The 22282-nt window shown below is 64.7% G+C and carries 20 protein-coding genes and 5 tRNA genes; 8 read left to right on the plus strand and 17 right to left on the minus strand.

The window, feature by feature from the left end; all coding sequences use genetic code 11:
- The first annotated feature begins 28 nt into the window (after positions 1-28).
- Positions 29-472 (plus strand): universal stress protein, encoded by a 444-nt coding sequence (locus tag ACOAPY_RS13750; RefSeq protein WP_076577940.1) that lies wholly within the window; start codon positions 29-31, stop codon positions 470-472.
- Positions 473-500: 28 nt separating this feature from the next.
- On the opposite strand, the gene ACOAPY_RS13755 is transcribed toward ACOAPY_RS13750, so the two are convergent.
- Together ACOAPY_RS13755 and ACOAPY_RS13760 are read right to left on the minus strand one after the other, a co-directional pair.
- Positions 501-1187 carry a DUF6901 family protein gene (locus ACOAPY_RS13755; protein WP_076577938.1) on the minus strand — a complete coding sequence of 229 codons (687 nt, stop codon included), beginning with the start codon at positions 1185-1187 and terminating at the stop codon, positions 501-503.
- Positions 1188-1207: 20 nt separating this feature from the next.
- On the minus strand, positions 1208-3121 hold the full coding sequence (locus tag ACOAPY_RS13760) for an ATP-binding cassette domain-containing protein (protein WP_465153631.1): 1914 nt from the start codon (positions 3119-3121) through the stop codon (positions 1208-1210).
- A 149-nt stretch (positions 3122-3270) separates the two neighbouring features.
- Here ACOAPY_RS13760 and ACOAPY_RS13765 point away from each other — a divergent pair, with 149 nt between their 5' ends.
- Positions 3271-5199 carry a transglycosylase SLT domain-containing protein gene (locus tag ACOAPY_RS13765; RefSeq protein ID WP_465153632.1) on the plus strand — a complete coding sequence of 643 codons (1929 nt, stop codon included), beginning with the start codon at positions 3271-3273 and terminating at the stop codon, positions 5197-5199.
- A gap of 84 nt (positions 5200-5283) precedes the next feature.
- Here the strand turns inward: ACOAPY_RS13765 and ACOAPY_RS13770 are convergent, their stop codons facing one another.
- The 6 genes from ACOAPY_RS13770 to ACOAPY_RS13795 form a co-directional block, all read right to left on the minus strand.
- On the minus strand, positions 5284-6090 hold the full coding sequence (locus ACOAPY_RS13770; RefSeq protein ID WP_465153633.1) for an MOSC domain-containing protein: 807 nt from the start codon (positions 6088-6090) through the stop codon (positions 5284-5286).
- A 66-nt stretch (positions 6091-6156) separates the two neighbouring features.
- A complete protein-coding gene (locus ACOAPY_RS13775) occupies positions 6157-7086 on the minus strand; it encodes a chemotaxis protein (RefSeq protein WP_465153634.1) in 930 nt (309 codons plus the stop codon).
- A gap of 79 nt (positions 7087-7165) precedes the next feature.
- A complete protein-coding gene (gene yegS / locus ACOAPY_RS13780) occupies positions 7166-8086 on the minus strand; it encodes a lipid kinase YegS (protein WP_465153635.1) in 921 nt (306 codons plus the stop codon).
- Positions 8087-8133: 47 nt separating this feature from the next.
- The gene (locus tag ACOAPY_RS13785) at positions 8134-9693 is read right to left on the minus strand and encodes an FGGY-family carbohydrate kinase (protein ID WP_465153636.1); all 1560 of its coding nucleotides are present in this window, start codon (positions 9691-9693) and stop codon (positions 8134-8136) included.
- Positions 9690-11276 carry a glycerol-3-phosphate dehydrogenase/oxidase gene (locus ACOAPY_RS13790; RefSeq protein ID WP_465153637.1) on the minus strand — a complete coding sequence of 529 codons (1587 nt, stop codon included), beginning with the start codon at positions 11274-11276 and terminating at the stop codon, positions 9690-9692. Before ACOAPY_RS13790 ends, ACOAPY_RS13785 begins: the two co-directional genes overlap by 4 nt.
- Before the next feature lies 1 nt (position 11277).
- On the minus strand, positions 11278-12876 hold the full coding sequence (locus tag ACOAPY_RS13795; protein ID WP_465153638.1) for an FAD-binding oxidoreductase: 1599 nt from the start codon (positions 12874-12876) through the stop codon (positions 11278-11280).
- A gap of 124 nt (positions 12877-13000) precedes the next feature.
- Between ACOAPY_RS13795 and gliR the strand changes: the two genes are divergently transcribed.
- Positions 13001-14029, plus strand: coding sequence for an AraC family transcriptional regulator GliR (gliR, locus tag ACOAPY_RS13800; protein WP_279999261.1), 1029 nt, complete (start codon positions 13001-13003; stop codon positions 14027-14029).
- 9 nt (positions 14030-14038) lie between these two features.
- On the opposite strand, the gene ACOAPY_RS13805 is transcribed toward gliR, so the two are convergent.
- Both ACOAPY_RS13805 and moaB read right to left on the minus strand, forming a co-directional pair.
- Positions 14039-15235, minus strand: a complete 1197-nt coding sequence (locus ACOAPY_RS13805) for a molybdopterin molybdotransferase MoeA (protein ID WP_465153639.1) — start codon at positions 15233-15235, stop codon at positions 14039-14041.
- Entirely contained in the window at positions 15232-15771 is a 540-nt protein-coding gene (gene moaB, locus ACOAPY_RS13810) for a molybdenum cofactor biosynthesis protein B (RefSeq protein ID WP_076577916.1), read from the minus strand. Before moaB ends, ACOAPY_RS13805 begins: the two co-directional genes overlap by 4 nt.
- Positions 15772-15838: 67 nt before the next feature.
- On the opposite strand from moaB, the gene mobA reads away from it, so the two are divergent.
- The 3 genes from mobA to ACOAPY_RS13825 all read left to right on the plus strand — a co-directional run bounded on the left by mobA (position 15839) and on the right by ACOAPY_RS13825 (position 16880).
- A complete protein-coding gene (gene mobA, locus ACOAPY_RS13815) occupies positions 15839-16432 on the plus strand; it encodes a molybdenum cofactor guanylyltransferase MobA (RefSeq protein ID WP_465153640.1) in 594 nt (197 codons plus the stop codon).
- Positions 16433-16492: 60 nt separating this feature from the next.
- Positions 16493-16714, plus strand: a complete 222-nt coding sequence (locus ACOAPY_RS13820) for a YgdI/YgdR family lipoprotein (RefSeq protein WP_076577912.1) — start codon at positions 16493-16495, stop codon at positions 16712-16714.
- An 89-nt stretch (positions 16715-16803) separates the two neighbouring features.
- Positions 16804-16880 (plus strand) — tRNA-Pro (locus tag ACOAPY_RS13825).
- Positions 16881-16991: 111 nt separating this feature from the next.
- Here ACOAPY_RS13825 and ACOAPY_RS13830 read toward each other — a convergent pair.
- Positions 16992-17068, minus strand: a tRNA-Arg gene (locus tag ACOAPY_RS13830).
- A gap of 410 nt (positions 17069-17478) precedes the next feature.
- On the opposite strand from ACOAPY_RS13830, the gene ACOAPY_RS13835 reads away from it, so the two are divergent.
- The gene (locus ACOAPY_RS13835; RefSeq protein WP_465156812.1) at positions 17479-17805 is read left to right on the plus strand and encodes an Arc family DNA-binding protein; all 327 of its coding nucleotides are present in this window, start codon (positions 17479-17481) and stop codon (positions 17803-17805) included.
- A gap of 52 nt (positions 17806-17857) precedes the next feature.
- On the opposite strand, the gene mgtE is transcribed toward ACOAPY_RS13835, so the two are convergent.
- Positions 17858-19300 carry a magnesium transporter gene (gene mgtE / locus ACOAPY_RS13840; RefSeq protein ID WP_076577908.1) on the minus strand — a complete coding sequence of 481 codons (1443 nt, stop codon included), beginning with the start codon at positions 19298-19300 and terminating at the stop codon, positions 17858-17860.
- 311 nt (positions 19301-19611) lie between these two features.
- On the opposite strand from mgtE, the gene ACOAPY_RS13845 reads away from it, so the two are divergent.
- Complete coding sequence (locus ACOAPY_RS13845; protein WP_280053968.1) at positions 19612-20115, plus strand: DUF4124 domain-containing protein; 504 nt, start codon at positions 19612-19614, stop codon at positions 20113-20115.
- 40 nt (positions 20116-20155) lie between these two features.
- Here the strand turns inward: ACOAPY_RS13845 and ACOAPY_RS13850 are convergent.
- The 5 genes from ACOAPY_RS13850 to ACOAPY_RS13870 form a co-directional block, all read right to left on the minus strand.
- Positions 20156-20232: transfer RNA gene (locus tag ACOAPY_RS13850), tRNA-Arg, on the minus strand.
- A gap of 72 nt (positions 20233-20304) precedes the next feature.
- A tRNA-Arg gene (locus tag ACOAPY_RS13855) sits at positions 20305-20381 on the minus strand.
- Positions 20382-20485: 104 nt separating this feature from the next.
- Positions 20486-20576, minus strand: a tRNA-Ser gene (locus ACOAPY_RS13860).
- A gap of 62 nt (positions 20577-20638) precedes the next feature.
- The gene (csrA, locus tag ACOAPY_RS13865; protein ID WP_003244478.1) at positions 20639-20824 is read right to left on the minus strand and encodes a carbon storage regulator CsrA; all 186 of its coding nucleotides are present in this window, start codon (positions 20822-20824) and stop codon (positions 20639-20641) included.
- A gap of 184 nt (positions 20825-21008) precedes the next feature.
- Positions 21009-22247 carry an aspartate kinase gene (locus tag ACOAPY_RS13870; protein ID WP_076424773.1) on the minus strand — a complete coding sequence of 413 codons (1239 nt, stop codon included), beginning with the start codon at positions 22245-22247 and terminating at the stop codon, positions 21009-21011.
- Positions 22248-22282: the final 35 nt, after the last annotated feature.

Genomic DNA, 22282 nt, shown 5'->3' on the forward strand with positions numbered 1-22282 from the left:
ATGCCCACTGGAGTGGAGGAAATTCATCATGCCCTACCAGCACATCCTGATTGCCGTCGACCTGACTGACGAATGCCACCCGGTCGTCGAGCGCGCCCTGGCCATCGCCGCCAGCAGTGGCGCCAAAGCCGCGCTGGTACACATTGTCGAGCCCATGGCCATGGCATTCGGCGGCGACGTTCCCATGGACCTGTCAATGCTGCAGCAGCAACAGTTCGACCAGGCCCGCGAGCGCCTGCAGAGCTTTGCCGGACGCTACCCGCAACTGAGCGCCGAGCAGCGCCACCTGGCCTACGGCCAGCCACGCCAGGAGCTGCACCGACTGGCCGAGGAACAGGGCTGCGACCTGATCGTCGTGGGCAGTCACGGCCGCCACGGCCTAGCCCTGCTGCTCGGTTCCACCGCCAACGACGTGCTGCACGGCGCCCCGTGCGACGTGCTGGCGGTACGCCTGAAGAAAACCAAGGAATAACGCCGGGCCCGGCAACGGGCCCTGCAGCTCACTCCGGAACGTCGCCGGCGCTCATGACCAGCGGACGGATCTTCTGCAGCTGGGTCTCCATCGACACCGTCATGCTCGACGACATGGAGAAGAAGGTGAGGAAGGCCTTGAGGTTGGAATCCCCCTCGCAGACATCGTGAATGCGCTGCCAGAACGCCTGGTTGACCAGCTGTAGCTGCTGGAACTGCTTGACCAGCCCCTTGAGCTCCCAGTCGGCGAGGCGCCCCTCGCGGAAGTTGAAGTACTGCCGGGTCAGGTACAGCGAAATGGTGCGCAGGATGAACTCCTGGCTGCTGGCGAACGGCAGGTGGTTGTGCGCCATCGGCTTGAGCTTGCCCAGCACCGGGCAGGCACTGGTGGCCATGATCACGCCAAGCAGAGAGCGCAAGCCCTCCTCCAGTCCGACCAGCTTGCTGTACTCGCGCTCCGGCGTGCGCACCCATACCTGGGCCTTCTTGAAGGCCGGCAGGCCCTGGAAGTCCTCGATCACGCGGTGCAGGTCGACCGCTGCCGGGCAGCGGCTGAATTCATCCTTCTTCAGTGGGCAGTTGCTGCACTGATTGTTTTCCAGGCGCGTCCACTTCGGCGTCGCCTCGGCACCCTGGGGGTCGTACTGACGGTCCAGCTCGATCCTGTAGCTGAACTGATGGTTGTCATCCAGGGTGATGCGGTACTCAATCGCCATGCATGTCTCCGACAAGCGTTTTAGGCTTCCAATTCGGCCCAGCGCTCCAGCAACTGGTCCAACTCCTCTTGCAGGCTCTGCAGGCGCTGCAGCACCGGCCCGGTAATGGTCGGTGCCTGCTGGTAGAAGGCCGGATCGGCAATCTGCCCCTGCAGTTCTGCCAGCTGGGCCTCCAGGGCGTCGATCTGCCCGGGGATGGCCTCCAGCTCTCGCTGCAGCTTGTAGCTGAGCTTCTTCGCGGCCGGAGCCGCAGTACCGCTTGTCACTGCCACCGGCGCCGGATCTGCCGCACGGGGAGCTTCGACCTTGGCCGGCTTGGATTCGCCGACACCCAGCAGGCGCGGCGAACCGCCCTGGCGCAACCAGTCCTGGTAACCGCCGACGTACTCGCGCACCCTGCCCTCGCCCTCGAAGACCAGCGTGCTGGTCACCACGTTGTCGAGGAAGGCCCGGTCGTGGCTGACCATCAGCACGGTGCAGGGGAAATTCAGCAGAACCTCCTCGAGCAGCTCGAGGGTTTCCACGTCCAGGTCGTTGGTCGGTTCGTCCAGCACCAACAGGTTGGCCGGTTTACTGAACAGCTTAGCCAGTAACAGGCGCGCCCTCTCGCCACCGGACAACGCCTTGACCGGCGTACGTGCCCGCTGCGGACTGAACAGGAAGTCCCCCAGATAGCTCAGCACGTGGCGGCTCTGACCATCGATGCTGATGAAGTCGCGACCTTCCGCGACGTTGTCGATCACCGTCTTTTCCGGCTCCAGCTGATGGCGCAGCTGATCGAAATACGCCACTTCGATCTTGGTCCCTGCCACTATCGTGCCACTAGTGGGCTGCAGGTCGCCAAGCAGCAGTTTCAGCAGCGTGGTCTTGCCGGTTCCGTTGGCCCCGAGCAGGCCGATGCGGTCGCCGCGTTGCAGCACCAGCGAGCAGTCGCGGATCAGGGTAGGTCCCCCTGCGTGCGCAAAACTGACATTTTCCGCCACTATCACCTGCTTGCCGGACTTTTCCGCCGACTCCAGCTGGATGTTGGCCTTGCCCTGGCGCTCGCGGCGCTCGCTGCGTTCCTGGCGCATGGCCTTGAGCGCGCGTACGCGGCCCTCGTTGCGGGTGCGGCGGGCCTTGATACCCTGGCGAATCCACACTTCCTCCTGGGCCAGGCGCTTGTCGAACAGCGCGTTGGCGGTCTCCTCGGCGGCCAGTTGCTGCTCCTTGTGCACCAGGAAGCTGGCGTAGTCGCCGTTCCAGTCGATCAGGCCACCACGGTCCAGTTCGAGGATGCGCGTGGCCAGGTTCTGCAGGAAGGAGCGGTCGTGAGTGATGAACAGCACGGCGCCGGTGAACTCCTTCAGCGCCTCTTCCAGCCAGGCAATGGCGCCGATATCCAGGTGGTTGGTCGGCTCATCGAGCAGCAGCAGGTCCGGTTCGGAGACCAGCGCCTGGGCCAGCAGCACGCGGCGACGCCAGCCACCGGATAGCTCGGCCAGGGTCTTGTCGGCCGGCAGCTGCAGGCGGCTCAGGGTGCTGTCGACCAGCTGTTGCAGGCGCCAGCCATCCTTCGCCTCCAGCTCCTGCTGGACATGCATCAGCTGGTTGAGGTCATCCTCGCCCTGGATGTTCTGGCTCAGGTGGTGATAGCGCGCCAGCAGCTCGCCGACCCCGGCCAGGCCCTCGGCCACCACGTCGAATACCGTACGCTCGTCGGCACGCGGCAACTCCTGCGGCAGCTCGCCGATCTTCAGCGCCGGCGCGCGCCAGATTTCGCCGTCATCGGGCATCTGCTCGCCCTTGACCAGGCGCAGCATGCTCGACTTGCCGGTACCGTTGCGGCCGATGATGCACACCCGCTCTCCCCGGGCTATCTGCCAGGACACCCCGTCCAGCAGGGGCATGGCGCCGTAGGCCAGGGAAACATCGGAAAACTTGAGCAGGGTCATGACTACCACCTTCGTGAACAGGCGCGCATTCTAACCGAGTTAAGCTGGCCCAATGCTGGCGCGTTGTCGCACGCTGCGGTGCCATTCTGCCGCCCAGTCAGGCTAAGCTAGGCGAAAGCTCCATTTCGTTTTCTCTGTCCGGATGTGTCATGCGCCGCCCTCTGTTCTGCCTGCTTTCCGCGTTCCTTTCCTGTTCCCTCGGCCTCGCCAGCGCTCAGGCCGCCAATCTGACCCAGCAGCGGCAGATGTATGACGAAGCCAAGCGCGCCCTGGCCAAGGGCGACAAGGGCCCTTACCTGCGCTACGCCAATGCCCTGCGTGACTATCCGCTGGAGCCCTACCTGGCCTACGACGAGCTCACTGCCCGCCTGAAATGGGCCAGCAACGACGAGATCGAGGCGTTTCTCACCGAGCACGGCGACCTGCCCCAGGCCGGCTGGATGAAACTGCGCTGGCTGCGCTGGCTGGCCGAGCGCGGCGAGTGGCAGACCTTCGCCAACCACTACGACCCCAAGCTTAACTTCACCGAACTGGACTGCCTGTATGGCCAGTACCTGTACAAACAGGGCATGAAAGCCGAAGCCCGGGTCGCCGCCGAGAAGCTGTGGCTGGTCGGCAAATCCCAGCCCGAGGCCTGCGACACCCTGTTCAGCACCTGGCGCGCCGACGGCCAGCTCAGCGAGGATCGCCGCTGGCAGCGCGCCAAGCTGGCCGCCGAGGCGCGCAACTACGGCCTGGCCAGCTACCTGATCAAGGGTCTGCCCAACCTCGGCAAGCAGGGCCAACTGATGCTCGATGCCGCGCAGAAGCCGCAGATGATGAGCCAGACCGCGCGTTTCGCCCCGGCCGATCGCTACATGGCCGACGCCGCCGGCCTCGGTCTGCGCCGCCTGGCACGCCAGGATCCGGAAAAGGCCCTGAGCCTGCTGGACGTCTATGCCGGCAAACTGCCCTTCTCCGCCGAGGAAAAGGTCGCCATCGCCCGCGAGATCGGCCTGACCCTGGCCAAGCGCTTCGATATCCGCGCGCTCAAGGTCATGGCCCAGTACGACCCGGAGCTGCGCGACAACACCGTCTCCGAATGGCGTGCGCGCCTGCTTTTGCGCCACGGCCGCTGGGACGAGGCCTACCAGCTGACCAGTCGCATGCCGAGCCCGCTGGCCACCACCAGTCGCTGGCGCTACTGGCAGGCGCGCAGCCTGCAACTGGCTCAGCCCCAGGCCCAGCAAGCCATCGCCCTGTACCAGCCGCTGGCCAAGGAGCGCGACTTCTACGGTTTCCTCGCCGCCGACCGCATCGAGGTGCCCTACAGCCTCAACCACAAGCCGATGCCCATCAAACCGCAGGTGATGCAGAAAGTGCGCAACACGGCGGGCATCCGTCGCGCTCTGGAGTTCCATGATCGCGGCCAGATCGTCGATGGCCGCCGCGAGTGGTACCACGTCAGCCGCCTGTTCAGCCGCGAGGAAATGGTCGCCCAGGCCAAGCTGGCCTACGACAAGGGCTGGTACTTCCCGGCCATCCGCACCATCAGCCAGGCGCAGTACTGGGATGACCTGGACATCCGCTTCCCCATGGCACACAAGAGCAGCCTGACCCAGCAGGCCAAGCTGCGCGGCCTGCACTCCAGCTGGGTGTTCGCCATCACCCGCCAGGAAAGCGCCTTCATGGCCGACGCCCGCTCGCCGGTCGGCGCCATGGGCCTGATGCAGCTGATGCCGGGCACCGCCAAGGAGACCGCACGCAAGTTCGGCATCCCGCTGGCCGACCCCAAACAGGCCCTAGTGCCGGAGAAGAACATCCAGCTCGGCGCCGCCTACCTGAGCCAGGTGCACGGCCAGTTCAACGGCAACCGGGTGCTCGCCTCCGCCGCCTACAACGCCGGCCCCGGCCGTGTACGCCAGTGGCTGCGCGGCGCCGACCACCTGGCGTTCGACGTGTGGGTGGAGAACATTCCGTTCGACGAGACCCGCCAGTACGTGCAGAACGTGCTGTCCTACTCGGTGATCTACGGCCAGAAGCTGGGCTCGCCGCAGAAGCTGGTGGACTGGCATGAGCGCTTCTTCGACGACCAGTGAGAAGCCGGTTCAGAAAAAAGGGCGCCCGTAGGCGCCCTTTTTTGTTTCTGCCGCCGAAGCCCGCATGCAGGCCGGGAATTCAGACTACTTCAGCACTTCCACCGGCATGCCTAAGCGCAGCTCGCCGATACCGCGCGGCAGCAGGTTCTGGCCGAAATACACATCACCCTCGCGCTCGCGATAGGTCTTCAGCGTGGTCAGCGGTTCGCGGTCAGCACTGCGCTCGCCGGTCTGCGGATCGATGGTGGTGAGGATGCAGCGGCTGCAGCCCTTGGCCACCTCGAACTCGAGGTCACCAATGCGGATACGCTTCCAGCCATCCTCGGCGTAGGGCGCACTGCCCTCGATCACCAGGTTGGGACGAAAACGCAGCATCTCCAGCGGGCGTCCGACGCGCGCACAGAGGTCGTCCAGCGAGGACTGGCCGATCAGTAGCAGGGGGAAGCCATCGGCGAAACCCACCCGGTCATCTGGCTGGGCGTAGTTGGCATCTACCTGGCGAGCCCGAGACTCAGGCACGTGTACCAGCCGGCAGGGCCGACCAATCGCGGCAGCCAGCCAGAGCGCAGCCTCATCGCCAGCGTCAGGGGCCTGCAGACAGTCGCTCCAGACCGTGACTTCACGTAGCGCGCTGTCAGCCTCGGGAACCTTGACCTCCAGCGGTTCCATACCGGGCACCATCAGGGTCAGCGAACCGCCCTCGCGCCAGTGAGCCCTGATACGCCCCATCTGCGGCAGAGCACGCTGGGTCAGGAATCGACCCGTCACTGGATCTACCAGCATCCAGCGTCGATCACCCTCCAAACCCTGCAGCCGCACTCGTGCCTCACTCAGCACATCGGCGGCCGTGGATTTGATCGGGTAACGGTACAACGCGGAAAGTCGCAACATGACAGCCATTCCTGGCAATGGAAAAGGCGCTTATAAAGCGCCTTTTCCACTAACTCAAGCACAGCCCTAAGGCTGTAGTAACTCAAGCCGCTTGCGGACCACATCCACCAGCTTGTCCGGCTGGAATTTGGAAAGGAAGTCGTCACAGCCAACCTTCTTGACCATCGCTTCGTTGAAGCTGCCAGAAAGCGAGGTGTGCAGAACCACGTACAGATCCTTGAGCCTGGGGTCATTGCGGATTTCAGTGGTCAGCCGGTACCCGTCCATCTCCGGCATTTCGGCATCGGTAATGACCATCAGCAGCTTGTTGGGCACATCCACATTCGAGTCGACCCAGAGCTTGAGCATCTTGAGCGCCTTCAGTCCGTCACCCGCCTGATGTGAACGGATTTCCAGCTGCGCCATGGTCTCCTTGAGCTGCCCCATGGCCACTCCGGAATCATCCACCAGCAGCACTTCGCGCCCGCGAGCCTGGGCCAGCAGCGGATCCTCGAGTTTCTCTTCGGACACCTTGGTACTCATCGGTGCGATTTCCGCCAGCACCTTCTCCACGTCGATGACCTCGACAATCTGATCGTCCACCTTGGTGATGGCCGTCAGATAGTGTTGACGGCCGGCACCACCCGGCGGGGGCATGACCGACTCCCAGTTCAGATTGATGATGCGGTCCACACCACCCACCAGGAAGGCCTGCACCGAGCGGTTGTACTCGGTGACGATGATGGTGCTGTTCTGGTTGGGCGTCAGCGGACGCATGCCGATGGCCTGCGACAGATCGATCACCGGCAGCGTCTGGCCGCGCAGATTGACCACACCACACACATAGGGATGGCGGTGCGGCATCAGCGTCAGCTTGGGCAGTTGCAGGACTTCCTGCACCTTGAACACGTTGATGGCGAACAGCTGCCGGCCAGCCAGACGAAACATGAGGATTTCCAGGCGATTCTCGCCCACCAGTTGGGTGCGCTGGTCCACCGTATCGAGAATGCTGGCCATCGAGTGCTCCTCATATTTACTTCGAGTCTAGCTGCTATCGGCCACTTGTTAAGAAACTGCAGCACATGGCCTCAGGCCATCATGCCGCAGGCGCACCAACAGCGCCATGACCGAGCAGCGGCGAGGCCTCCGGCAAGTGTAGGCGCAAGGCGCCCGACCTCGTGGCAAAACGCAAGCGTCGCCCCTCCATCGGTTCGCCATCGAGATTGATGTCCAATCCCTCCGGGGCCTCCACCTCCAGCCAGGGCAGACGGACCCGCAGGGACACGGACTCCAGCCCCAGAACACCTCCGGAGAGCAGGGTACCCAGGGTGCCCACCACATCCTGGGGGGCCGGCACGATACAGATGTCGAGCAAGCCGTCATCGATGCACGCCTGCGGGCACAGCACATGACCACCGCCTGCCTGACGGCCATTACCGATTCCCAGGGCGAGGAAATCACCGTCCCATTCGAAACCTGGCCCGCGAAAGCGACCATAGGACGAATGCACCTCGGAGAACCGCGTCAGCCCGGTGAGGAAATACGCGGCGCCGCCCAGTAGCTTCTTGAGCTCCTCGGACGTGTTGGCCGTTACCCTGGAGCCAAAACCCCCAGTGGCCATGTTAAGAAACAGCTGACCGTCCACTTCACCGAGGTCGACCGCCACCGGCGGACGCGCCAGCAGCGCCAGCGCCTCGCTCGGCACCAGCGGGACCCCGGCCGCGCGACAGAAGTCGTTTGCGGTCCCCAGCGGCAGCAATGCCAGGCTGGCCTGAGCGCCGGCCAGCGCGAGTGCTTCAGCCACCTCACGCAAGGTGCCATCGCCGCCCCCGGCGATCAGGGTGGAATAGCCGGCGGCCAGCCCCTCCTGCACCAGGCGCGCCGCATCGCCACCTTCCCAGGTCAGGCGCACGACCAGCTGCCAGCCCCGCTCGCGCAGCGCCATCACGGCTGCACGGACCTCCTCGTTCTGCGCCTGCTTGCCATGCAGGATCAGCATCGCCTTACGCTCGCTCATGCCCCCTCCTTTGCCTATCGGCTCAGTATAAGCGGGCAGACATGCATTCAGGCGGGATAGCCAGTGATCTCCCGAATGCTGCGGTACAGCGGCCTCAGCTGCCTGTACATGCGCAGATAGACCTCGCGGTACAGGCGCTCGTACACCGCCACGGCCTGTGGGTTGGGCTGGAACACTTTACCGACGCGGGTCATGGCGGCGATGGCCGTGGGGAAGTCAGGATGCAGACCGAGGCCAACGGCGCAGTCAATGGCCGCGCCGAGGCCGGAAGTCTCGTACAGGTGCGGGCGCTCGGCCGGCAGGTTGAAGATGTCGGCGGTCAGCTGCATGGCCGCATCGCTCTGCGAGCCCCCGCCGGAGATGCGCAAACGCTCGATGCGCGTGCCGGAACGCTGCTCGATCTTCTCGCGGCCCTGGCGCAACGCGTAGGCCAGCCCCTCGAGGATGGCGCGATACAGGTGCGCACGGGTGTGCACATCGCCAAAGCCGATGATCGAGCCCTTGGCCTCCAGCCCCGGCTCGCGAATACCCGGCGACCAGAACGGCTGCAGCATCAGGCCCATGGAACCGGGCGGCACGCTCTCCACCAGCTCGTCGAACAGCGTCTCGGCCTCCACCCCCAGCTCCAGGCCGCGCTGGCGCTCGGCGTGGCCGAACTGCTCCTTGAACCAGCTGACCATCCAGAAGCCGCGAAACACCATGACCTCGGTGTTGTAGTGGTCGGGAATCGCCGCCGGGTACGGCGGGATCAGCGGGATGGTCTCAAGATACTGGCTGCGGGTGGTGTTGATGGTCGCCGTGGTGCCGTAGGACAGGCAGGCCGTGCTTGGCTCCACGCCGCCGGCGCCGATCACCTCGCAGGCCTTGTCCGAGGCGGCGGCGATCAGCGGCAGGCCCTCGGGAATGCCGGTGTGCAGGCTGGCCTCGGCGCTGATGGCGCCGATACGCTCGCCCGGCTTGACCAGCTCCGGCAGCATGTCCGGGCGCACCGGAATGGCCTGCCACTTCCAGTCGCTCGGCTTAGCCCAGCACAGGCGCTTGTAGTCGAACGGCAGGTAGGCCACGCAACTGCCCACCGAGTCGGCGAAGCGGCCACACAGGCGGTGGGTGAGAAAGCCCGACAGCAGCAGGAACTTGTGCGTGCGCGCCCAGATATCCGGCTGCTGCTGGGCGATCCAGTTGGCCTCGGCCTGGCTGCGGAAGTAGTCGATGGTCTCCTCTTCGCGGATCAGCTTGAACAGCCAGCCCCAAGGTCCCTGGATGCGACCCGCCACATCGGCACGGCGCTGGTCGAGCCAGAGGATGGCCGGGCGCAGCGGCTGGCCGGCCGCGTCGACATTGATCAGGGTGCCGCGCTGGGTGGTCAGCGACACGCCGGCAATCTGGCTTTTATCGATGTCGACGCTGGCCCACAGCTGCCGACAAGCCTCGCCGAGGCTGCGCCAGTAGTACTCCGGGTCCTGCTCGGCCCAGCCGGGGTGCTCGGAATAGTAGGGTTCCAGCTCCACCTTGCCCTTGCCGACCAGATTGCCGGCCAGGTCGAAGAGCAGCGCGCGCACGCTCTGGGTGCCGTTGTCGATGGCCAGCAAATAGCGTTGTTCGCTCACGAAGATTCACCCGGCAGGCTGTAGCACTGGCGCCATAGCGCCAGGTAGCGTTGTTGTTGTTGTTCCCAACGCGCATCGCTCCAGCCCAGACGCGGCTGGCACAGGGCGCGGATGCGCGGCAGCTCGGCGGCAGCACCGCCCGCCAGCAACAGGCCGATGCGCGTGCGGCGCAGCAGCAGGTCGTCCAGTTGCAGCACCAGTTCGTCGTCACAGGCCAGGGCCAGCTCGGCCCACAGCGTGGTGCTGGCGCCGATGCACTCGCTGCCCAGCTCGCCAATCAGCTCGGCCAGACGCGGCAGCGCATGGCCATGGCGCCCGGCCAGGCGCCGCTGTTGGCTCAGGCTCAGGCCGGTCAGCGCCACCGGCGGCGCGGCATGGAATACCGTCTGCCCCACATCCGCCACCTCGCGTCCGAGCATCGGCGCACAGGCGCGCAGCACTTCGAGCGCCAGCAGGCGGAAGGTGGTCAGCTTGCCGCCGGCCAGAGTCACGCAGCCGGGCTCGACCCACAGGGCATGCTCGCGCTTCTCGTCCGACGGCTTCTTGCCGGTGCTTTCGCCCTCGCTGACCACCGGGCGCACGCCGGCCCAGGTAGACAGCACGTCGGCGCGACCGACCTTGGCATGCGGGAACACGCTGGCGCAGGCCGCCAGCAAATACTCGACCTCGTCCTCCGTGATCCGCGCATCGCGGTTCAGCGCCTCGCCATGGTCCAGGTCGGTGGTGCCGATCACCGTGGCGCCCTCCCAGGGGAAGACGAACACCGGTCGCTGGTCCTCGGGGTGCATAAAGCTGATGGCCTGGGCCACCGGCAGGCGCCAGGCCGGCAGCAGCAGGTGGCTGCCGCGCAGCGGGCGGATATGCTCCAGGCCGATCTTCTGGCGCAGCTCGTCAGCCCAGGCACCGGTGGCCTGGGCCACGGCGCGTGCGCGGAAGCTGAAGCGCCGGCCGCTTTCGCCGTCCTCGGCGACCAGGCCGTTCACCCGTTCGCCATCGCGGCTCAGCTCGACCACGCGCAGGCCATTCAATGCCTCGCCGCCCTCGGCCCGCGCCTCACCCAGCACGCGCATGACCAGGCGCGCGTCATCGGTGACCGCATCGGTGAACAGGGTGCCGCCGAGCAGCTCCTTATCGCTCAGCCCCGGCGCCAGGTAGCGCAGCTCGGCGGCCGGGTGATAGCGGTGCAGGCGCTGGCCAGCCAGGGCGTCGTACACGCCGAGCAGGCCGCCGAACACCCGGGGGCCGGGGAACTGGCCGCGGTAGTGGGGGAACAGGAACGGCAGCGCATCGACCAGGCCAGGCGCCTCGCCGAGCAGGCGCTGGCGCTCGCGCACCGAGTCGCGGGTCAGGCCCAGCTGGCCCTTGGCGATATAGCGCAGGCCGCCATGGACCATCTTCGACGAGCGGCTGGAGGTGCCCCAGGCGAAATCGCGCTGCTCCAGCAGCAGGCAGCTCCAGCCGCGCCGCGCCGCCTCGCGCAGGATGCCGGCGCCGCTGATGCCGCCGCCGACGACGATCAGGTCCCAGTCGCGCGCTGCCAGCTCGGGCAGCGCCGCCTCACGCCAGACCGCGTTCCAGGCCATCTCAGTCATCCAAGAGCACGCCCGGAGCCAGACGTCGCTCCGGATCGAAGTGCTGCGCCATGGCCTTGAGCGCCGCCATGCCCAGCTCGCCCTTCTCCGCCGCCAGGTACGGCGCGTGGTCGCGACCGACGCCATGCTGGTGACTGATGGTGCCGCGGTTGGCGGCGATGGTCCGGCTGGCGGCCTGCTTGAGCTTGGCCCAGCGCGCCAGGGTCGCGTCGTAGCGGTCGCCCGGACGGAACACGTAGGTGGTGTAGATGCTCGAACCCTGGCCGTAGACATGCGACAGGTGGGTGAACACGTGGACACGCTCGCCCTCCTCCGCCAGGCACTGGCGCAGACTGGCCTCGACCTGGTTCAGCAGGTGGTCGACGTTGTTCCAGTCGGTGGCCGTCTCCAGGGTATCCACCGCGTAGCCGGCCTCCCACAGGCCATGGCGCAGGTAGGGGAAGCGGAAGCGGTTCTCCGCCCATTTCTTGCCCAGCAGGGTACCGGTGAACACGCCGCCAAAGCTCTTCAGCAGCTTTTTCGCCTGCTTCACCGACAGCGCATTCTGGCTGCGGTTGCCGGTGACGCCGAAGGTCAGCATGCACTTGCCGGCGCGCGCGCCGCGCAGGGCCAGGTACTTCTCCAGCAGGGCGATCTGCTCGGGGTGGCCGGCCAGGGCCAGCTGGGTCTCGGTCTCGATGGCGTTGGACAGGCGCAGCATGGATAGCGGGATGCGTGCCTGGACCAGGGCGCGGATTCCGGCCAGGGCCTGCTGCCAGCTGGGCAGGAACACGGCGAAGAACTTCTCCTGCTCGGCCAGTTTGCTCACGCGCACGCGCACCTCGGAGATCACGCCGAAGCGGCCCTCGCTGCCGAGGATCAGCTCGCGCAGATCCGGTCCGGCAGCCGAGGCCGGGAAGGTGGGGATCTCCAGGGTGCCGGCGAAGGTCTCGACCTTGCCGCCGGCAAACAGTTGCTCGATGCGCCCGTAGCGCAGCGACTGCTGGCCGCTGGAGCGGCTGGCGACCCAGCCACCGAGGGTGGACAGCTCCCAGGACTGCGGGAAGTGGCCGAGGGTGTAGCCGCGTGCGCGCAGCTGCGCCTCTACTTGCGGGCCGTTAGCGCCGGGGCCGAAGGTGGCGATCTGGCTCTGCTCGTCGAGGTCGAGCAGCTGGGTCATGCGCTCCAGCGACAGGGTCAGCACCGGCTTGGCGGACTCGACCGGGTTGATGTGCCCGGCCACCGAGGTACCGCCGCCGTAGGGGATGACGATGGCGTCCTGCTCCCTGGCCCAGGCCAGCAGCTCGCGGATCTGCGCTGCGGTTTCCGGCAGGGCGACACCGTCGGGGAACACGCCGAACTCACCGGAACGCATGGCCAGCCAGTCCGGCAGGCTCTGCCCGCGGGCGTGGCGCACGCGCACTTCGGCATCGACGCTGACCAGCGGATGGCGAACGCCCAAGCGCGATTCGGGCACCCGCGCCAGCACCTGCTCCAGACTGGCATCCGGCAGACGCTGCCCCACGCCGACCCGCTGTTCCAGGAAGGCCGCGCCATGCGCCGGCAGCTCCACCACGGTGGCCTCGTCGCCCCATCCATTCCAACGTCGCATGCGTGCTCCCACTATTCCGGTCATTCTCGATGGCTGCCTATACTAGCCAGCCGCCCGCGCCGGTCACTGTCGGATCGGGCCAGCGGCTGTCGCCAATCATGACAAGCAGAACAACAAGAAAACCATGCTGACCCTCGGCTATACCTCGGTTCCCGCCCTGCTCAAGTACCTGCGCCACGCCGAAGCCCTCGGCCTGGATCTGGAGGCTGCGCGCAACGCCGCCGGCGTGACCCTCGAAGATCTGGCCGACAACGGCCGGCGCATCCCCAGCGAAGCCCACGAACGCCTGCTGCAGTACCTGATGCAGGTCTCCGGCGACCCGCTGTTCGGCCTGCATTCGGCGCGCTACGTGCAGCCGGGCTCCTGGAGCGTGCTTGGCTACATCACCATGAACTGCGCGACCCTGGGTGAGGCCATGAGCCGCATCGTGCCCTACGAGAAACTGGTCGGTGACATGGGAACCAGCCGCCTGGAAATGGCCGGCGACCATGTACGGCTGATCTGGAACTGCCGCCACGAGAGCCCCGGCATCCGCCGCCATATGGTCGAGAACGTGCTGGCCTCATGGATGCTCTACGCGCGCTGGATCGCCGATATGGACCGGTCGCCCCGCGAGGTCTGGCTGGAGCATGAGCGCCCCGCCGAGGCGCCACAGGAGGATTACGAGACCTTCTTCGGCTGCCCGGTGCGCTTCGGCCAGCCCTGCAACGCCCTGCTGGTACCACTGGACTACCTGGCCATCCCCCTGCGCCAGGCCGACGCCAACCTGCTGCGCACCCTGGAAGAACACGCGCTGACCATGATGGCCGGGCTGGACGACAACGAGCCGCTGCCACAACGGGTGAAGAACGCCCTGCGCCTGCTGCTCAAGGACGGCCTGCCGCGCAAGGAAAAGGTCGCCGAGAAATTCCACATGACGGTACGCACCCTGCAACGCCACCTGCAACAGGCCGGCACCAGCTACCAGGAAATCCTCGACCAGCTGCGCCAGGAGCTGGCCGAGCACTACCTGCTGCGCAGCGACCTGGCGATCCAGGACATCGCCAGCTACCTCGGCTTTACCGAGTCGCGCTCCTTCCACCGCAGCTTCAAGGCCTGGACCGGCATGACCCCGGGTGAATACCGCGAGCGGCGCAAGGGTGCGCCGCTCTGAGCTGACGCCCTAGCCGAGCACTTCGCTCAGCGGAATAAAGCGCAGCGTGTCACCTTCGGCATAGCTCCGCTCTTCCAGCACCTCCACCAGGCCATCGGCCCAGGCCGCGCTGCGCAGCACGCCGGAACTCTGGTTTGGATAGAACACGGCGCGGCCGTTTTCCAGGCGCGCGCGCAAGTACTCGCGGCGCTTGCCCGGCTTGCTCCAGACGAAGCCGGCCGCCACCTCGAAGGCCAATGGCGCGACCCGCTGGACGCCGAGGCGACGCAGCAGGTAGGGCCTGGCCAGCAGGGCGAAGGTCACCAGGGTCGAGGCCGGATTGCCCGGCAGACCGAGCACCGGCACACCACGGAAGTGCCCACAGGTGAGCGGCTTGCCCGGCTTGATTGCCAGCTTCCACAGCGCCAGCTCGCCCTCCTCGCGCAGCACCTGGCCAAGGTGATCGGCCTCGCCGACCGATACCCCACCGGTGGAAAGGATCAGATCGGCATCACCCAGCGCCGCCAGGGCTTCGCGGGTGCGCTGCGCATCGTCCGGCAGGATGCCGGCGTCGCGCACCTCGCAGCCCAGGCGCTGCAACCAGGCGCACAGCAGGCTGCGGTTGCTGTTATAGATCTGCCCCGGGCCGAGCGCCTGACCGGGCTCGACCAGTTCGTCGCCGGTCGACACCACCGCCACCCGCGGCCTGCGTCGCACCGCCAGCACCGCACAGCCAAGCGAGGCGGCCAGCCCCAGCTCGACCGGCCCCAGACGGGTGCCGGCCGGCAGCACCACTTCACCAGCACGGGTCTCCTGGCCCTGGGGGCGGACGTTCTGCCCGACCTTGATCGGCTCAAGGAAACGCACGCGGCCATCGGCCAGAATCTCGGCGTTCTCCTGCATTTCCACCGTGTCAGCGCCCGCCGGCAGCGGCGCACCGGTAAAGATGCGCGCACAGCTACCCGGCTGCAGCGATTCCGGTGCCTGGCCGGCAAGAATGCGCTGGCTCACCGCTAGCGGCTCGCCCTGCCAGTCGGCCAGACGCAGGGCATAACCATCCATGGCGCTGTTGGGCCAGGGCGGCAGGTCGAGGCCAGCGACCAGATCGGTGGCCAGTACACGTCCATCGGCAGCGGCCAGCGATACGATCTCGCGCGCATCGATCGGCGCCGCCTCGGCCAGCGCCAGCAGGCGCCCCAGTGCGTCCTCGACCGGCAGCAGGCTCATCCGCGGCTCTCGCAGGGCACAGCCTGCTTCAAGTGCGGGACGAAGTTGCAGGGCCGGTGGCGATTGTCCAGCTGCTCGCCGAGGATGCCGTCCCAGGCGGTGCGGCAGGCATTGGTCGAGCCCGGCAGGCAGCACACCAGGGTGCCGTTGGCCAGGCCGGCCAGGGCGCGCGACTGCATGCTTGAGGTGCCGATATCGGCCACCGAGATCTGCCGGAAGTACTCGCCGAAGCCATCCACCTGCTTGTCCAGCAGGCAGGCCACCGCCTCGGGCGTGCTGTCGCGGCCGGTAAAACCGGTGCCGCCGGTAATCAGCACCACCTGCACCTCGTCCTCGGCGATCCACTGCGCCACCTGGGCGCGAATGCGGTACAGGTCGTCCTTGAGCAGCACCCGCGCGGCCAGGTGATGGCCGGCGGCGCTGAGGCGCTCGACGAACAGCTGGCCGGAGGTGTCGGTGTCCAGGGTACGGGTATCGCTGACGGTAAGAACGGCGATATTCAGCGGCACGAAAGCCGCCTCGGCCTTGTGGCTCATGGCAGGGTCCGGTTGTGGCGAAAACTGGCCGGTGTTATATCACAGGCCCCGCACCAGAGCGTCCGCCATGACCCGCCCGCACCTGCCGCCCTGCTCCATCCTGCTGCTCGCCGGTGGCCGTGGCCAGCGTATGGGCGGGCAGGACAAGGGGCTGATCGCATGGCGCGGCCAGCCGCTGATTACCCACCTGCATGAGGTGGTACGCCCCCTGACCGACGACCTGATCATCTCCTGCAATCGCAACGCCGAGCACTACGCGGCCTACGCCGACCGTTTGGTCAGCGATGTCGAGAGCGACTTCCCCGGCCCGCTGGCCGGCATCCTCGCCGGCCTCGCCGTCGCCCGCCATGACTGGCTTTTGGTGCTGCCCTGCGACGCCCCGCTGATTGATCACGCACTGCTGCAGGCGTTGCGCGAAACGGCAGGCGACGACACGACAACCCCGGTAATGGTGCAGCAGGGCGAGCAGTGGCAGCCCATGTTCTGCCTGCTGCCGAGGACTGCACTCGGACGGCTGCAGGCGGAGTGGCAAAAAGGTGAACGCAGCCCTCTGCGCACCCTGCTGCGCCTGGATGCGCGAGCCTGCTGCTGCGCCGTAGACGACCCACGCCTGGCCAATCTGAACACCCCCCAGCTACTGTCAAAAACCACAACGGGTTGAACTTGAGCCACAGGATTCCGTCAGACCAACGGTACTCACTCGTACATCAAGGAGTTACCCATGAATCGACGGAAATTGCCCACCCTCTTCGCCAGCCTCGGCTTCTTCGCCCTCACCGCCTGCTCGACCCCGAGCGTGATCACCCTCAACGATGGCAGCCAGATTCAGACCGTGGACACCCCCGCATTCGATGAGGACTCGGGCTTCTACGAGTTCGAACAGCTCGACGGCAAACCCGCGAAGATCAACAAGGATCAGGTGATTACCGTCAAGGAACTCTGATGCAGCGCCCCACAGGGATGCGGGGCAAAAAATCTTTTCAGCTAACCCCTTGTGCAGCAAAACTTTTTCGGTAAAATGCGCGCCATCTTCGGAGCGTAGCGCAGCTTGGTAGCGCGTCTCGTTCGGGACGAGAAGGTCGCTGGTTCGAATCCAGTCGCTCCGACCAAATCCCGAATCGACGAAAGTCGATCAGAAAAACCGGCCATAGGCCGGTTTTTTCGTTTATACGCCCATAAAAAAGCCCGCATGCCTGAACGGCTGCGGGCTTTTGACATTCTGGCGTCCCAGAGAGGGGTCGAACCTCCAACCTTCCCCTTAGGAGGGGGATGCTCTATCCGATTGAGCTACTGGGACACACAACGGGGCGGCATGTTAACGGTCGGTCGCGCATTTGTCATGCCATTCGCAGCATGGAATCGACTACCCATTCATTTGCGGCGACCACGACCGCGCAGCCCTTTTCTGGCCACCAATGGAAAATCGCAAAAACCGGCGAGAAGGCTCTAGAATGGGCATTACAGAGTACAGCACGCCAATAAACGCGACTGCTTTTGCCTATCTGTACGCATTTCGGACAACTGGTGCTGGCAATGCGCCGCTACTAGGGCCACACTTCGACATGTAATTGGCGTCAATTAGTTGTCCGGCGCCCCAAAAAATCCGATGCAGATCCCGGCTGAACGGCTAGTGCCTATCAAGGTCAAAGCAGCGACAATCAATAGCTGAATGCCAGCATCGCTTTCCTGAACTAACCGGTTTAATGTATACGCCCTATGAAACAGGCCATCTATTCCAGCCGTACGGCTGACAAGCTTGTAGTCCGCCTGCCCGACGGTATGCGTGAACGCATCGCCGACGTGGCGCGTAATCATCACCGCAGCATGAACTCGGAGATCATCGCTCGCCTGGAGCAGAGTCTGATCCAGGAAGACTCTCTGGGCGATGACTTGAATCTGCGCCTGGACAGCCCCGAGCTATCCCTGCACGAACGCGAGCTGCTGCAGCGCTTTCGTCAGCTGTCGCGCCGCCAGCAGAACGCCTTGGTCTCCCTGATCGCCCACGATGCCGAGATGGCCGCCGACGAGGCCTGATCGCTCCACCCAAGAAAAAGCCGGCTCACGCCGGCTTTTTTGTGCCCATTGATCAGAGCAGGAACAGCGTCGCGAGCCCCAGGAAGATGAAGAAACCACCGCTGTCGGTCATCGCGGTGATCATCACGCTGGCGCCCATCGCAGGATCTCGCCCCATACGCATCAGCGTCATGGGAATCAAAACCCCCATGAGCGCCGCCAGCAGCAGGTTGAGCGTCATGGCCCCGGTCATCACCAGGCCGAGCGACCAGCTGCCATACAGCAGGTAGGCAACTACACCGATCACCCCCCCCCAGAGCACACCATTGATCAGCGCCACCCCCAGCTCCTTGCGCATCAGACGCGAGGTGTTGCCGGTGCTGACCTGATCCAGTGCCAGGGCACGCACGATCATGGTGATGGTCTGGTTGCCCGAGTTACCACCGATACCCGCCACGATCGGCATCAGGGCGGCCAACGCCACCAGTTTTTCGATGGAACCCTCGAACAGACCAATCACCCGAGAAGCGATAAAGGCCGTGATCAGGTTGATGGCCAGCCACGCCCAGCGGTTGCCAACCGACTTCCACACGGAGGCGAAGATATCCTCTTCCTCGCGCAGACCGGCCATGTTGAGCACTTCGCTCTCGCTCTCTTCACGGATCAGGTCGACCATCTCGTCGATGGTCAGACGACCAATCAGCCGCCCCTCTCCATCCACGACCGGCGCGGAAATCAGGTCATAGCGCTCGAAGGCCTGCGCCGCGTCGTGAGCGTCTTCGCCGGGCTGGAAACTCACCGGATCACTGGCCATCACCTCACCGACCTGTTTGTCGGGGTCGTTGACCAGCAGACGCTTGATTGGCAGGACACCCTTGAGCACGCCGTCATAGTCGACCACGAACAGCTTGTCGGTGTGCCCCGGCAGCTCCTTGAGGCGGCGCAGATAGCGCAGCACCACCTCCAGACTGACGTCCTCGCGAATGGTGACCATCTCGAAGTCCATCAGCGCGCCGACCTGGTCATCCTCGTAGGACAGCGCCGAACGCACGCGCTCACGCTGCTGTGCGTCGAGCGACTCCATGAGTTCGAGCACCACGTCACGCGGCAACTCCGGCGCCAGGTCCGCCAGCTCATCCGCATCCATCTCCTTGGCCGCAGCGAGGATTTCATGGTCATCCATGTCCGCGATCAGCGACTCACGGACCGCATCGGACACTTCGAGGAGGATGTCACCGTCACGCTCGGCCTTGACCAGTTGCCAGACGGTCAGGCGATCAGCCAGCGGAAGGGCTTCGAGAATATGGGCAACGTCGGCGGAGTGCAGCTCATCGAGCTTGCGCTGCAGCTCAGCGAGGTTCTGGCGATGGACCAGGTTTTCCACCAGGTCACGGTGCAGGCCTTCCTGGCGGTGAGTCAGGCCCTCCACAAGCTTATGGCGATGCAACAGATCGACCACCTGTGCGAGGCGATCCTGCAGGCTCTCTTGCGGCTTTTTGGCTTCTACTTCAGTCATACGGCACGCTCCACCCCAGCAGCAGGGCGCGCCGCGGGGCTCAATCGATCAGATCGGGCGAAAGGAAATTTGAGTAACTACTGGGTAAGTCCATGGTGGTTATCCACAAGCCCCGGCGGGGCTGACACGACAATGATAGCACCGCGACCTGTTTCGGCGCGACAAAATCGAGCCTAGAACAAGCGCTTGCGCTATTTTCTTAGACCAGCACACAACCTGCTTTTCCGACGCATGCGTCAGATCACAAGACACGCTGGCAACATCGAAAAGCGGGACTAGGCTGCAATGGCACTCGTCAAGGAGGACGAATCATGCAGCGCTCAATCTGCGCAGGAATTTGCGCACTTCTGCTCTACCCTTCCGCCCCGGCATCCGCCTCCACGGTCTTCCGCTGCGAAGACAGCAAAGGCCACATCACCTACACACTGCATGGCTGCCCGGACAGCGCCAGCCAGGATCTGCAGGAAGCCCACAACCCCACGCCCGGCAAAGGCAAGGCCGTGCCCCTGGCCAAGACCAAGAAGCCGCGCAGCAAGGCCAAGAGCAAAGAGAAGGATGAACAGTTGGTCGTAGTCGGCACCAAGCAGGACGGCTGCGGCAACCAACTCAGCAGCAGCGAACGGCGCCGCGCCGTGATTCGCCAGCAGATCCGCAGCGGGATGACCCAGCGCGACGTGGAGAGCGCGCTCGGCAAGCCTGACAAGATCACCACCAACGACGGCCAGACCCGCTATCACTATGCCGACGACAAGGGCAACAAACGCCAGGTGAACTTCGACGAATACGGCTGCGTGAAGAAAAAAGGCAAACGCTGAAAAGACAAAAGGCCCGCATCGCTGCGAGCCTTTTGCTGTATGGCGCACTCAGGAGGATTCGAACCTCCGACCGCCCGGTTCGTAGCCGGGTACTCTATCCAGCTGAGCTATGAGTGCGTGTGGCGCTTTTAGACCAGTTCACCGCTGGTTGAAACAAAATGGCCTGCATCGCTGCAAGCCATTCCAAAATGGCGCACTCAGGAGGATTCGAACCTCCGACCGCCCGGTTCGTAGCCGGGTACTCTATCCAGCTGAGCTATGAGTGCGTGGGTTGCGCATTTTAGTGATCTTAACCATCAGGTCAAGCACTTTTCCGAATAATTTCAATAACTTATCGGACTTAGCGCAAACACAACCAAGGTTGTGAATATGGCGGAGAAGGGGGGATTCGAACCCCCGACACCCTTTTGAGGTGTACTCCCTTAGCAGGGGAGCGCCTTCGGCCACTCGGCCACCTCTCCGCAACACGGGGCGCATGATAACCATGTTTTCCCCGTTTGCAAAGACAAAATTTCGAGAAAAATTAGTGGCTTGGTTCGTCGCCCTTCTCTTTCTGGATGCGCTGGTAAATCTCTTCGCGGTGCACGGCGACTTCCTTGGGAGCATTGACGCCAATGCGCACCTGATTACCTTTCACGCCCAACACGGTGACGGTGACATCATCACCCACCATCAGGGTCTCTCCGACCCGGCGAGTCAGAATCAGCATTCCTTTCTCCTTACGGATTCAATTACGGGACAACAGTCTGCAGAAATAAAATGGTGGCAGCCCCGCGCATATCAAGTGCGACGCCTTCACCCAAGTATTGACCAGCCCGGACAAAAGGAAAGTTCCTCGCCAAACCGACCAAAAAAACGAAAGGCGCGGATCGCCGCGCCTTTCAGGTAGAGCATCACTCGGCCTGTCGGGCCGGAGCGTCCAGATCGAAGGCGGTGTGCAGCGCGCGCACGGCCAGCTCCAGGTACTTCTCTTCGATGACCACGGAGACCTTGATCTCGGAGGTGGAGATCATCTGGATATTGATGGTTTCCTTGGCCAGCGCCTCGAACATGCGGCTGGCGACACCGGCGTGCGAACGCATGCCGACACCCACGATGGAGACCTTGGCGATATTGGTGTCGCCGATTACCTCGCGAGCACCCAGCTCGCGCGCGGTGTTCTCCAACACGCCCATGGCGTTGTTGTAGTCGTTGCGGTGCACGGTGAAGGTGAAGTCGGTGGTGTTATCGTGCGCCACGTTCTGCACGATCATGTCCACTTCGATGTTCGCGGCGCTGATCGGGCCGAGGATCTTGAAGGCCACGCCGGGGATATCCGGTACGCCACGGATGGTCAGCTTGGCTTCGTCGCGATTGAAGGCGATGCCGGAGATGATCGGCTGTTCCATGGATTCCTCTTCATCAAGGGTAATGAGGGTGCCCGGACCCTCCTGGAAGCTGTGCAGCACGCGCAGCGGGACGTTGTACTTGCCGGCGAACTCCACCGAGCGGATCTGCAGGACCTTGGAGCCGAGGCTGGCCATTTCCAGCATCTCCTCGAAGGTGATCTTGTCCAGGCGCTGGGCCTTGGCCACCACGCGAGGATCGGTGGTGTAGACGCCATCGACGTCGGTGTAGATCTGGCACTCGTCGGCTTTCAGCGCTGCGGCCAGGGCCACGCCAGTGGTGTCGGAGCCGCCACGACCGAGCGTGGTGATATTGCCTTGCTCGTCCACGCCCTGGAAGCCGGCAACCACCACGACCTTACCGGCCTTGAGGTCGGCACGGATCTTCTGGTCGTCGATCTGCAGGATGCGCGCCTTGGTGTGCGCACTGTCGGTGAGGATGCGCACCTGGTTACCGGTGTAGGACACCGCCGGCACGCCGCGCTGGATCAGGGCCATGGCCAGCAGGGCGATGGTTACCTGCTCGCCGGTGGAGACCATCACGTCCAGCTCGCGCGGAACCGGCTGGCCGTCGCTGACCTGCTTGGCCAGGTCGATCAGACGATTGGTCTCGCCGCTCATGGCGGAAACCACGACGACGATGTCGTCGCCGCGCTCGCGGAATTTCTTCACCTTCTCGGCCACCTGCTGGATACGCTCCACGGTGCCGACTGAGGTGCCCCCAAACTTCTGTACGATCAAAGCCATGTCAAAAAGCCGCCTGATTCCTCGAAGGGCGCCCA

Origin of the sequence: Pseudomonas stagnisoli (genome assembly GCF_048595745.1) — a bacterium.
GTDB lineage: Bacteria > Pseudomonadota > Gammaproteobacteria > Pseudomonadales > Pseudomonadaceae > Aquipseudomonas > Aquipseudomonas alcaligenes_A.

Coding starts and splice junctions, on each gene's coding strand:
- ACOAPY_RS13870 (WP_076424773.1), bottom strand. CDS start 22,247: ATGGCTTTGATCGTACAGAAGTTTGGGGGCACCTCAGTCGGCACCGTG.
- ACOAPY_RS13820 (WP_076577912.1), top strand. CDS start 16,493: ATGAATCGACGGAAATTGCCCACCCTCTTCGCCAGCCTCGGCTTCTTC.
- yegS (WP_465153635.1), bottom strand. CDS start 8,086: ATGAGCGAGCGTAAGGCGATGCTGATCCTGCATGGCAAGCAGGCGCAG.
- gliR (WP_279999261.1), top strand. CDS start 13,001: ATGCTGACCCTCGGCTATACCTCGGTTCCCGCCCTGCTCAAGTACCTG.
- csrA (WP_003244478.1), bottom strand. CDS start 20,824: ATGCTGATTCTGACTCGCCGGGTCGGAGAGACCCTGATGGTGGGTGAT.
- mobA (WP_465153640.1), top strand. CDS start 15,839: ATGACCCGCCCGCACCTGCCGCCCTGCTCCATCCTGCTGCTCGCCGGT.
- ACOAPY_RS13775 (WP_465153634.1), bottom strand. CDS start 7,086: ATGGCCAGCATTCTCGATACGGTGGACCAGCGCACCCAACTGGTGGGC.
- ACOAPY_RS13755 (WP_076577938.1), bottom strand. CDS start 1,187: ATGGCGATTGAGTACCGCATCACCCTGGATGACAACCATCAGTTCAGC.
- ACOAPY_RS13750 (WP_076577940.1), top strand. CDS start 29: ATGCCCTACCAGCACATCCTGATTGCCGTCGACCTGACTGACGAATGC.
- ACOAPY_RS13760 (WP_465153631.1), bottom strand. CDS start 3,121: ATGACCCTGCTCAAGTTTTCCGATGTTTCCCTGGCCTACGGCGCCATG.
- ACOAPY_RS13770 (WP_465153633.1), bottom strand. CDS start 6,090: ATGTTGCGACTTTCCGCGTTGTACCGTTACCCGATCAAATCCACGGCC.
- ACOAPY_RS13805 (WP_465153639.1), bottom strand. CDS start 15,235: ATGAGCCTGCTGCCGGTCGAGGACGCACTGGGGCGCCTGCTGGCGCTG.
- moaB (WP_076577916.1), bottom strand. CDS start 15,771: ATGAGCCACAAGGCCGAGGCGGCTTTCGTGCCGCTGAATATCGCCGTT.
- mgtE (WP_076577908.1), bottom strand. CDS start 19,300: ATGACTGAAGTAGAAGCCAAAAAGCCGCAAGAGAGCCTGCAGGATCGC.
- ACOAPY_RS13845 (WP_280053968.1), top strand. CDS start 19,612: ATGCAGCGCTCAATCTGCGCAGGAATTTGCGCACTTCTGCTCTACCCT.
- ACOAPY_RS13765 (WP_465153632.1), top strand. CDS start 3,271: ATGCGCCGCCCTCTGTTCTGCCTGCTTTCCGCGTTCCTTTCCTGTTCC.
- ACOAPY_RS13790 (WP_465153637.1), bottom strand. CDS start 11,276: ATGGCCTGGAACGCGGTCTGGCGTGAGGCGGCGCTGCCCGAGCTGGCA.
- ACOAPY_RS13795 (WP_465153638.1), bottom strand. CDS start 12,876: ATGCGACGTTGGAATGGATGGGGCGACGAGGCCACCGTGGTGGAGCTG.